The following is a 10,746-nucleotide window of genomic DNA, read 5'->3' as shown; positions in this document are numbered from 1 at the left end:
TATGCGACTACGGGGCAGTTGTAGCAGTTCTCGCTGATATTTTCATCCAGGCTGTAGCTCATGCATGGATAAAAGATAAAATCCACTTCCTTGTTTAAAAGATCGTAGATGTGGCCGTGCACGCTTTTAGCCGGGTAGCAAACGGTGTCGCTCGGGATGCTCTGGCTTGCCAAAAACAGCGTCTCTTTTCGCGGCTTTTGCGACAACACGAGGCTCATGCCTAAATTTTCAAAAAATGCGCTCCAAAACGGGATCATCTCAAACATATTCAAAACAAACGGAATTCCGACTCGCGGTGCGTCTTGCTTCGGTGGCTTACGATATTTTCGCAAAAGCTCGTTTTTAAACTCAAATAAATTCGTAATGTCGTGGCGGATCTCCTTACCCGCACCGCGCTCGCATTTATTGCCTGTGACAAATTTAGTATCGCCGAAGTGGCTGATCGTAAGCGGGCATTTATTGGTACAGAGCTTGCAGACGCTAAATTCGCTGCTGTGAGTAAAGCTTTCAAGCTCGGCGCGACTGATCATATCGGTGCGCTCGTTCGCGTTATTTTTGGCAAAAAGCGCTGCGCCGTATGCGCCCATAAGCTCGCTGATATCGAGGCGAATAACGTTTTTCTTAAGCTCCAGCTCAAATGCGCGCAGCACGGCGTTATTTAAAAATGTCCCGCCCTGCACTACGATATTTTGCCCAAGATCGTCGGCGTTTCGCACGCGGATAACCTTGTAGATCGCGTTTTTAATAACGCTAATGGCAAGACCCGCGCTGATATCCTCGATCGTAGCGCCGTCCTTTTGGGCCTGCTTGACCGAGGAGTTCATAAAGACCGTGCAGCGGCTGCCGAGCTTGGCGGGATGGGTCGCAAAAAGGGCTAAATTCGCAAAATCTTTGATGTCGTAGCCTAAAGAATTTGAAAAGGTCTGCAAAAATGAGCCACAGCCCGAGCTACACGCTTCGTTTAGCACGATAGAATCGATATTTTCATCCTTTATCGAAAAGCACTTGATGTCCTGTCCGCCGATGTCGATGATAAAATCTACCTTTGGATTGAAGTGACGCGCGGCGCTATAATGCGCGATCGTCTCGACGATGCCGTAATCGAAGCGAAAGGCGGTTTTGATGAGATCCTCGCCGTAGCCGGTAACGCCGCTGCCTTTGATTTTGATACGGCCTTCGCAAAGATCGTATAGCTCCTTAAGACGCGGCAGCAGGATATCGACGGGATCGCCTTTATTGGAGGAGTAAAATTTATAGAGCAGTTCGTAGTTTGCGCCTATCAGCACGACTTTGATCGTGGTGCTGCCGCAATCCACGCCCAAATACGCATCTCCGCTATAGGTGTGGATATCTACTTTAGGCACGCTCGCACGGGCGTGACGAGCGGTGAACTCGTCAAATTCCGCTCTGTCTTTGAAAAGCGGCGGCTCGGCTTCCAGCGCGGTTCTGTCGGGTTCCTTTTTTAAAAGCGCGATCGTCTCCTCTAAATTTAGAGTCTCGCCCGTATCCTTTGCGTACAGCGCGCTGCCGTAAGCCACGAAATAAGGCGCGATGTCAGGGAAAGTCGCGGTTTCGTCGGTGAGCTTTAGCACCTCTTTAAAGCGCTTCTGAAGGCCTTTTAGGAAAAACAATGGGCCGCCTAGAAACAGAATATTGCCCTTGACCTCGCGACCCTGAGCGAGCCCCGAGATCGTCTGCTCGACGACTGCGGCGTAGATACTGGCGCTGATGTCTTCCTTGCGTACGCCTTGATTTAACAGCGGCTGAATGTCGCTTTTGGCGAACACACCGCAGCGTGAGGCGATCGGGTAAATTTTATTCGCCGCAAAGCTTAAACGATCAAGCTCCGTGATATCCAGATGCAAAAGATTGGTCATCTGGTCGATAAATGCGCCGGTACCGCCCGCGCATGAGCCGTTCATACGCTCTTCAAGTCCGCCCGTGAGAAATAAAATTTTAGCATCCTCGCCGCCGAGCTCAATGACGACATCGGTCTTTGGAAACATCCGCTTAACGCCGAGCGAGGTAGCGAAAACCTCTTGGACGAACGGAATTTTGCAATTTTTGGCGATACCCATGCCTGCCGAACCCGCTATGGCGACGCTGAATTGCTCGCCCGCATAGGTTTTTTGGATTTGCAAAATTTTATCCAGCACCAGTTCCTTGGGCTTTGCCAGATGCCTCTCGTAGCTCTTGCTTAAAATTTCATATTTTTCATTTAAAACTACCGTTTTAACAGTGGTTGATCCTACGTCAATGCCTAAAAAAATCACATCTCGCTCTTTACTGAATAAATTTTACTCGGCCGGATTCTCAAATTTAGCGCGAGCTTTCTAAATTAAGATTTGCATTTTATAGTAATATTTTTAAACGCAAATAAAATCAGGATATATTTTATCTTTTTCTATAGAAAAAGGCGATTTTTAGGCAATTCAAAATTAAAAATTTTAATGGAAAAGTTGTAAAATTTTAGATTTAATGCGAGTAGATTTTGCGCGAAATTTTTTAAAATCTCGCGCATGATAAAAAGAGCTTCCTTTTGAATTGGGAAGCATAAATTTAAAGGATTATTTTCGAAGCTCTTTGATTTTAGCCGCTTTACCGCGTCTGTCGCGTAGGTAAAATAGCTTCGCACGGCGAACGCGTCCTTTTCTTAGAACCTCGATGCTTTCGATACTCTCGCTGTAGATCGGGAAAATTCTCTCTACGCCGACGCTATTTGCGCCGATCTTGCGAATAATGAAGGTCTCGCTGACGCCGTTTCCGCGGCGTGCAATGCAAGTACCCTCGAAATTTTGAATTCTGCTCTTATCGCCCTCTTTAATCCTAATGGCTACCTTCAAGGTGTCGCCGGCACGGAAATCAGGCACACTTTTGCTTGTGATCTGAGCGTCCTCAAACGCTTGGATATACTTGTTTTTCATAAATTTCCTTTATTTCTGGCGATTTTTCGGTACATATCCGGGCGGAAGAACCTCGTTTTGCATAGCGCCATTTGATTTTTTAAGCTGCGCATTTTAGCGTGATTACCCTTTAAAAACTCTGAAACTATAGGTAAATTTTCAAAAACATCAGGCTTTGTAAATGCAGGCGCCTCTAAAATTCCGCCTTCAAAGCTTTCTTCGACAAGCGAGCTTTCGTTGCCCAAAACGCCTTTTATGTTGCGGCTTATCGCATCGCACATACAAAGCGCGCCGAGCTCGCCGCCGGTAAGAACGAAATCGCCGATGCAAAAAATTTCACCTACATATCTTTCGACTATGCGCTCATCAATCCCCTCGTAGCGCCCGCAGATAAAGCATAGGCTCTCTTCGCCGCTTAGGCGCTTGGCGTCGTTTTGGTTAAATTTTTTACCGGCGGGCGAGAGGTAGATAAACTTGGCGTTTTTAAATTTAGCTCTTACGTGTTCTATAGTCCCGGCAAGCGGCTCCGTGCCGATCAAAAGCCCCGCACCGCCGCCGATCATATAATCATCTACTTTTTTATAGCGATTTGTCGTGAAATTTCGCGGGTTAAAAAAATGCGTCGAGATTATTTTCTTATCGGCCGCGCGCTTTAAAATAGAGTCCTCAAAATAGGGCGCGATGAGATTTTCAAATAGAGAGATGAAGATAAAATTCATGAATTTTCCAAAATCGCGCGCGCATTTTGCGTAAAAATTTTACGTTCGCTAAGCGAAATTTCTTTCACATAGGCGTCCACGTAGGGGATGAAAAATTCTTTCGGCAAAGCCTGCGAGATTAGGCTTTCATCCGTTTCTACTTCAAAAAGATATCCGTTTCCGATCTGCGATATGTCCCTTACGCGCCCCAAAACTGCACCGTCTTCATAAATTTCAAGCCCGATAATATCGAAGTAAAAAAACTCGCCCTTTTGCAATTTACAAAATTTCCGCGTGTCCTCTTTGCTGCGGTAAATGATTTGGTTGGTTAAATTTGCCGCCGCTTCTACGCTTTCGTAATTTTTAAAAATAGCACTAGAATTTGCGCCGCTAAAGGATAGAATTTCTAGAATTTCGCCGTTTCGCAGATAAAATTTGGCGCCTTTTTTAAACTGAGAGGGGAAGTCGCTGCGATCAAAAATTTTAACCGCGCCCTTTAGACCTATAGTCCGACCGAGCTTTGCGACCTCCAAAAGATCATCAGGCATCTTTGGCTTTGACGGTAATTTTATAATTGATCGGATCTTTTGCTTTATAGCCGATGATGACAGTCTTTATAGCGTTTATCATTTTGCCGTCCTTGCCGATGAGCTTACCGGTATCGGCCTTGTCGGCATAGACGATGATCTCGGTAAAGTTTTCACCGACCCGCTTTTGCGTAGAGACGGACTGCGGATAGTCGGCGATCAACTTTGCGTATTCTTTTATAAAATTTTCTACCATTTTATTTGCTTGTGATTTGAGCAACCCTATCGCTTAACTTCGCGCCTACGCTCTTCCAGTATGCTAAGCGCTCCGCGTCAAATTTGATATTATCGCTCTGTTTTAACGGGTTATAAAAGCCGATCGTCTCGATAAAGCCGCCGTCGCGTCTTTTCCTACTATCCGTTACCACGATGCGATAAAAAGGCTGCTTCTTTCTTCCGATTCTTGTAAGCCTAACAACTGTTGCCATTTTTTCTCCTTAAATTTTTGTAAGTTTTAGAACTTGCAGATGGCTAAAACTTAAACATCTGCAAACTCTACCGAGAAATTATCTCGGTAAATTTTGCCTTTGAGCGATTGAGGCAAGCCCCTGCATGCCGCCCTTGCCCGAAAATTTCTTCGCAAGCTTCGAAGCGCCCGCAAACTGCTTTAAAAAGCGGTTCACCTCCACCTGCGAAAGCCCTGCACCAGCAGCAAGTCTGCGCTTGCGCGAATTATTTAGCAGATCAGGATTTTCGCGCTCTTTCGGCGTCATAGAGTTAATCATCGCTTTGATATGAAGTATCTCTTTTGAGTTTTCCAAATCGATATCTTTTATCTTATTCGCCATACCGGAAAGCCCGGGGATCATGCCGATCAAATTTTTCATATTGCCGAGCTTTTTCACGCTTTCGAGCTGATTTACGAAATCGTTGAAATTAAACTCGCCCTTTTTGATCTTTTTGTTCAAGGCCTTAGCTTCTCTTTCATCGAAAACGGCGCTTGTCTTCTCGGCTAACGTCGCTAAATCGCCCTCGCCCATAATGCGACCTGTAATTCTATCGGGTATAAAGCCCTCTAAATCGGCCACTTTCTCGCCGGTTCCGATAAAGCGAAGCGGGATGCCCAGCTGCTGCGCGATGCCAAGAGCTACGCCGCCTTTGGTATCGGCGTCAAATTTGCTTAAGACCACGCCCGTTAAACCTAAAATTTCATCAAATTTAGCGGCCGTTTTAATGCCGTCTTGACCGCTCATAGCGTCCGCTACGTAAAAAATTTCATGCGGATTTAGAGCTTTTTTCATCTCCGCAAGCTGTGCCATCAGCGCCTCATCGATCGCAAGACGTCCCGCCGTATCTACAAGCAGTACGTCATAAAGCCCGCTTTTAGCCTTGCTTAGCGCTTTTTCCGCAACCTTTATCGGATCGCTCTCGCCCTCGATAAAAAACAGCTCGATCTCATTCGCCTCGCACAGCTGGCGGAGCTGCTCGACCGCAGCTAGGCGCTGCAAGTCGCACGCAGCGACCAAGACCTTTTTTTTACGAAGTTTCAGATAGTTTGCAAGTTTTATCGTGCTTGTAGATTTTCCGCTTCCTTGAAGTCCCGTCATCAAAGCTACCGTAGGAGGCGTGCTAGCAAATACAAATCCCTGACTGCTGCCTCTAGGCGCCGTTAAAATTTTAGTCAAATTTGTCTTGATGGACTGCAAAAACGGCTTCTGTCCTATCGTGCCGATACGAAGATCGGCCTCGACAAGCGCCAAAAAATCCTTTACGACTTTGTGATGCACGTCGGCCTTTAAAAGCGCCTTTTTTAGCGTCTCCAAGGCGTTTTTTAAAGCTTTTTCGTCATCGATTGTTTTTAATTTATTGACCGCGTTTTTAAACGACTCGCTTATGATCTCGAACACTTTGATCCCTTATAAAATTTTTAAACTTGCGATGTTACCTAAAATTAACTTAAAAGCCATTGAATATCAGAGATCCTTGGGAATTTCAAAGCCGAATTCGTTGAAGCTTTTACCTGGCGGAGCTTTAAATTTTAACCCTAAAATTTCGGTCTCGTACGAGTGCAGAAACATCCGCTTCGAGCGGCTTTTAGCGTATTTTTCATCGCCTATTACGCCGAATCCCGCATTTGCCAGATGCACGCGGATCTGATGCGTCCTGCCCGTCTCGATCCGCACCTTCACGAGCGATTTTTTGCCGCTTACCATCAGCGGATAAACCTCGCTAAATGCGCTCTTGCCGTTTGGCGAAATTTTAGAAAACGCGCCGCTTCGGGTCTTTATCGTCAAAATCGGCTCGTCAAATTTCATCTCTTCGCTCACGATCCCCTTCACGATCGCGATGTAGCTTTTCCTCACGCGTAAATTTTTAAACTCCGCAATCGCCGCTTCGCGAAATTCCTCGTTCTTATATAGCAGCACGACGCCGCTAGTTTCCTTATCCAGGCGGTTTAGAAGCCCGAATTTATAGATTTTTTCCAAATTTTCGCTACTCATAAAGGGCGGCTTATTGACTGCCAAAACGTTCTCATCCTCGTAAATGATCGCGGGTTTTGCGGGCTTCATCACGCTAAATTTAGTATTTTCGCCGAGCATCTCGCGCGCTAGAGCGATCTTTGCGCCGCGCGCGCTTACAAGCCCCGCGTCGATGAGGGCCTTGGCTTCGTTGTGCGAGATGTTTTCCTGCGCCGCCAGCAGCTTATAGGCTTTTTCTTGCATTAAATTCTTTCCTTGATTAAATTTTCTATCTCTTGCAGATCGCAAATTTTATCTATCCGCGTGCCCTTTAGCGGCTCTTTTAAAGCGTTTGAAATTTCGTTTGCGTCGCATAGAGCGATGTTTTGTACGAGCGCATACAGCGCCTTTTGATTATAAAAAAATCGCCCGCTGATGATCGACACGCCGAAGCTCGCCGCCTCGATCGGGCTATGTCCGCCGATATTGCGCAAAAAACTACCGCCTAAGATCACGACGTTTGAAATTTTATAAAAGTTCGCTAGCTCGCCGAAGGCATCAAGCAAGATAAAATCGCTTTCAAGCCCCGCGCCGTCGCTGAACCGCTCAAAGCTAAGCCCGTGCTCGCGCGCCCAAGCCTTGCAAATTTCACATACCTTTTCGAAGCGCTCAGGGTGCCTCGGCGCCAGGATGATTTTTAGCTTTTGCGGCGTGGCGATCGCAGGCGCTGCATTCGGTGCAGCAGAATTTAAAGACGCGCCATTTAAAGGCGTCGTATTCGGCACGGCGGACGAAGCGTCGCTTGAGCTCGCCGCATCCAAAGAAGCTGCGTTTAAATTTATCGGCTCGGTCGAGCCCTGCTCGTCGCGAAGCTCAGCCCCAGGCAAGCTTCTATCGCCGCGGGCACTCGCTGCGCGCGGGTATTTTTCGGGCATATTTTGCGAACTGCGAAATTTTATAAAATCGTTTAAATTCGATAAAATGAGCTCCTCTTCGCCCTCGTGAGTATTTGAGATCGTAAGCACGAAGCTATTTGCGGACGCGGCGGAATAATCCTTCGTCGCAACGGCGATATTTGCGCTTTTTACGTTGCCCGCGACCTTTATATTTTTTGCGCCGATCTCCCGCAGCCGCGCCGCATCAAGCTCGCTTTGCGCAAGCACCAGATCGATATTTTCAAACGCTTTTCGATAATAAAACTTAAAGCGCAGATAGCTCGCGTACGAGCGGTCGCTAATGCGCGCATTTAGCAGGATCACGTAGCTTCCGCGCGATTTAGCGGAACGGATCAAATTTAGCCACAGCTCCGCTTCAAAGATCACCAGCACGCGGCTGCCCGTAAGCCAAAACGGAAGCCAATTTTCAAACGGCAGATAGCGAGAGTTCGGCGTGAGCGCGCGCGCCGCACCGAAGCCCGTCCGCGTGGTCGTGCTAAGCGCGACGCTCTCAAATTTAGAAATTAGCGGCGCGAGAGCATTTACCTCGCCCAGGCTGCAAGCGTGAAAATGCACCGCTGCGGGACTAAATTTAGGGTTTTTGTATAGGAAAAATCGCGCCTTCAGGCTCGTGCGGTATTTTTTTTTAAAGCTTAGGATAAAAATAAAAGGCGCAGCTGCAAGCCACGCCAAAAACGCCAAGGCGGTGTAGATCACTCGGCTTCTTTATATAAAATTCTGCCGCAATACGGGCAGGTTACGATGTCGTCGCTTTTGATGACCGCGGAATAGGTCTTGTCGCTTATGCGCATAAAGCAGCCGTAGCAGGCCTGTTTGCGCACCGGCGAGACCGCCGTGTTGCCCGCCCATTTGCGGATCTTTTCATAGAATGAGACGGTTTTTGGATTCATCGCCTGCATTAGCTTATCACGCTTGGCGTAGATCGCGCCGCGAGCGACCTCGACCTCGCCCATCTCGGCGCTCACCTGCTCTTGCAAGCTTTTTAACTCGGCTTCAAACGCCTCTTGCTTTTCGCTCTGCTCTTTTACGAGCGCTTCCTTTGCGGCTACGATCTTTTCCAGCCTTTCGATCTCCTCGTTTGTGGCTTCGAGCTGCTCTTTTGCGATGTCCTCTTCGACGCTAAGGGCCTTGATCTCCTTTTCGGTTTTTGCTGCGCCGCTTTTTTTGCCAGTGCTTTTTAGCTTGGACGAAAAGGCGCTAAGTTGCGCGTTTGCTTGTAGAATTTGAGATTTTAGCTCGGCGATCTCCGCATTTAGAGTTTCGATCTGTTCCTTTGCGCCTGAAATTTCGCCGCTTTTTTTGCCCAGCTTCTCCTGCGCAGCCTCGATTTTAGGCTTAAATCCGTCCAGCTGCTTATCGAATTCGCAAAGCTCTACCAATTGGCTTAAATATTTGTTCATCTTTTTCCTTTAATAATACGTAAATGGATTTTTTTGCTCGCTTATTATAACTTCAATTTCGCTTTTTTGCAAGAAAGGTGCGAGCGCGCGCCCAAAATAGCGCTCACTTTCAAAATGATTTATGTCGATCAAACTCACGCCGTTTTCTAAATTTTGAAGCGCTGCGTGATATTTTATATCGCCCGTGATGAAGCAATCAACGCCCAAGCTTTGATTTAGTTCGCTTCCGCTGCCGGTGCAAAGCGCGATATTTCGGATAAAATTTTTCGTCTTTACGGCGCGCAGATGCTCTATACCAAGCTTGCGCTTTATCTGTACGCACAGCTGCTCAAAGCTCAAATCTGCGCGCATAAAAACCAAAAATTCCCGCTCATCCGTAATTTCAAATTTTAAAATTTCGCGCGCTACGAATCCGTTTAAAACGTGCTTGTCAAAATTCGTATGCATCGCGATGAGAGAGATATTTTTGCGGATCATCTCATAGATCAAATTTGCAGGATATAGCCGCGGATCAAGCGATTTTAGCGGGCTGAAAATCAGCGGGTGGTGGACCACGAAAAGAGAGCCCGCCTCTGCCTCGCGCACCAGCTCGCTAGTAACGTCGAGGCTTAGATAGATTTTTGAAATTTCATCATCCAAGTTTCCGAGTATTAGCTCGCTATTATCCCACGCCTCAGCGTCGCAAAAGGGCGCGGCGGCGTTTAAAATTTCATAAATTTCGCCCGTTTTCATAAATCCTACTTTGCGCTTTCATCCGCTTTGTCCGCGGCGTTTTGCTTGCCGTGGGCGTTTTTTAAATTTACTCCTGTGGAGAAAGCGGGCACCGAGACAGCCCTTTTAACGCCGCATTTTTCGCTCTTTTCTCCCTCATTTGCCGCGCTGCCGTCTTTGCCACCTTTTTTATCGCTGCACTCCGTACCGCAAAGATCGGCGACGTATTTTTGCGGATCTGCGTAGCAAAGCGCGCAGTTTTTGGCAAGATCGCGGATCTTTAAAATATAATCCTGCCTCTGCGTGACTGAGATCGCTCCGCGCGCGTCAAGGACGTTGAACGTGTGCGCCGCAAGCATGCAGTAATCATACGCAGGAAGCGCCAGGCCGTGCTTTAGGATACTTTTGCACTCGCAAAAGCAGTTTTCAAACTGATTAAAAAGCATCGCGGTGTCCGCAAGCTCGAAGTTGTATTTGCTGAACTCAAACTCGCCCCTTTTATGCACGTCGCCGTAGGTTACTAGCCCCGCCTTGTCGTCCCAGACGATGTCGTAAACGTCGTCTTTGTTTTGCAGATACATCGCCAAGCGCTCAAGTCCGTAGGTGATCTCGCCGCTAATTAGCTCGCACGTGATGCCGCCTACCTGCTGAAAATATGTAAACTGCGTCACCTCCATGCCGTCCAGCCAAACCTCCCAGCCAAGCCCCCAGGCCCCTAGCGTCGGGCTCTCCCAGTTGTCTTCTACGAAGCGGATATCGTGGCTTTTAAGATCGAGCCCGAGCTTTTCCAGGCTTTTTAGATAGAGCTCTTGGATATTATCCGGGCTCGGCTTTAAGATCACCTGAAACTGATAATACGCGCCGAGGCGGTTTGGGTTTTCGCCGTAGCGCCCGTCCGTAGGGCGACGCGAGGGTGCTACGTATGCCGCGCGCCAAGGTTTGCTTCCTAGGCTGCGCAAAAAGGTAGCCTGATGATAGGTGCCTGCGCCCGCGGGCATATCGTAGGGCTGAACGAGCAAGCAGCCCTGCTCGTGCCAGTAGTTTTGAAGCGTCAAAATAATCTGTGAAAACGTCATTTTTATCCTTTTATCG

Annotated in this window: 11 protein-coding genes and 1 pseudogene; all 12 read right to left on the bottom strand. The window is 47.6% G+C overall.

Features of this window, described 5'->3' with window-relative positions; genetic code table 11:
* Positions 1-2,273 (bottom strand): acyl-CoA dehydratase activase (locus tag Q0369_RS03055; protein ID WP_298095795.1); only part of this gene is annotated, 2,273 nt, incomplete at its 3' end.
* 294 nt (positions 2,274-2,567) lie between these two features.
* Positions 2,568-2,924, bottom strand: a complete 357-nt coding sequence (rplS, locus tag Q0369_RS03050; protein ID WP_005873155.1) for a 50S ribosomal protein L19 — start codon at positions 2,922-2,924, stop codon at positions 2,568-2,570.
* Positions 2,921-3,622, bottom strand: coding sequence for a tRNA (guanosine(37)-N1)-methyltransferase TrmD (trmD, locus tag Q0369_RS03045; RefSeq protein ID WP_298095792.1), 702 nt, complete (start codon positions 3,620-3,622; stop codon positions 2,921-2,923). The genes rplS and trmD overlap by 4 nt, the downstream gene beginning before the upstream one ends.
* Positions 3,619-4,149, bottom strand: a complete 531-nt coding sequence (rimM, locus tag Q0369_RS03040) for a ribosome maturation factor RimM (protein ID WP_298095789.1) — start codon at positions 4,147-4,149, stop codon at positions 3,619-3,621. The genes trmD and rimM overlap by 4 nt, the downstream gene beginning before the upstream one ends.
* A complete protein-coding gene (locus Q0369_RS03035) occupies positions 4,142-4,384 on the bottom strand; it encodes a KH domain-containing protein (protein ID WP_005873158.1) in 243 nt (80 codons plus the stop codon). Before Q0369_RS03035 ends, rimM begins: the two co-directional genes overlap by 8 nt.
* A gap of 1 nt (position 4,385) precedes the next feature.
* Entirely contained in the window at positions 4,386-4,616 is a 231-nt protein-coding gene (gene rpsP / locus Q0369_RS03030; RefSeq protein WP_291939688.1) for a 30S ribosomal protein S16, read from the bottom strand.
* A 78-nt stretch (positions 4,617-4,694) separates the two neighbouring features.
* Complete coding sequence (gene ffh / locus Q0369_RS03025; protein WP_298095786.1) at positions 4,695-6,035, bottom strand: signal recognition particle protein; 1,341 nt, start codon at positions 6,033-6,035, stop codon at positions 4,695-4,697.
* A gap of 66 nt (positions 6,036-6,101) precedes the next feature.
* Entirely contained in the window at positions 6,102-6,851 is a 750-nt protein-coding gene (locus tag Q0369_RS03020) for an RluA family pseudouridine synthase (protein WP_298095783.1), read from the bottom strand.
* Positions 6,851-8,239 (bottom strand): glycosyltransferase N-terminal domain-containing protein, encoded by a 1,389-nt coding sequence (locus Q0369_RS03015; RefSeq protein WP_298095780.1) that lies wholly within the window; start codon positions 8,237-8,239, stop codon positions 6,851-6,853. Before Q0369_RS03015 ends, Q0369_RS03020 begins: the two co-directional genes overlap by 1 nt.
* On the bottom strand, positions 8,236-8,943 hold the full coding sequence (locus Q0369_RS03010) for a zinc ribbon domain-containing protein (protein ID WP_297948996.1): 708 nt from the start codon (positions 8,941-8,943) through the stop codon (positions 8,236-8,238). The genes Q0369_RS03015 and Q0369_RS03010 overlap by 4 nt, the downstream gene beginning before the upstream one ends.
* Before the next feature lie 9 nt (positions 8,944-8,952).
* A complete protein-coding gene (locus Q0369_RS03005) occupies positions 8,953-9,675 on the bottom strand; it encodes a Nif3-like dinuclear metal center hexameric protein (RefSeq protein WP_298095777.1) in 723 nt (240 codons plus the stop codon).
* Positions 9,676-9,893: 218 nt separating this feature from the next.
* Positions 9,894-10,730 (bottom strand): annotated as a pseudogene (gene glyQ, locus Q0369_RS03000) (glycine--tRNA ligase subunit alpha); the annotation flags it as partial.
* Positions 10,731-10,746 lie beyond the last annotated feature (16 nt).

This window comes from uncultured Campylobacter sp., from assembly GCF_938030685.1.
Classification (GTDB): Bacteria; Campylobacterota; Campylobacteria; order Campylobacterales; family Campylobacteraceae; genus Campylobacter_B.
The sequence above is the reverse complement of the archived record's forward strand: the minus strand, read 5'-3'. Positions and strand labels throughout refer to the sequence as shown.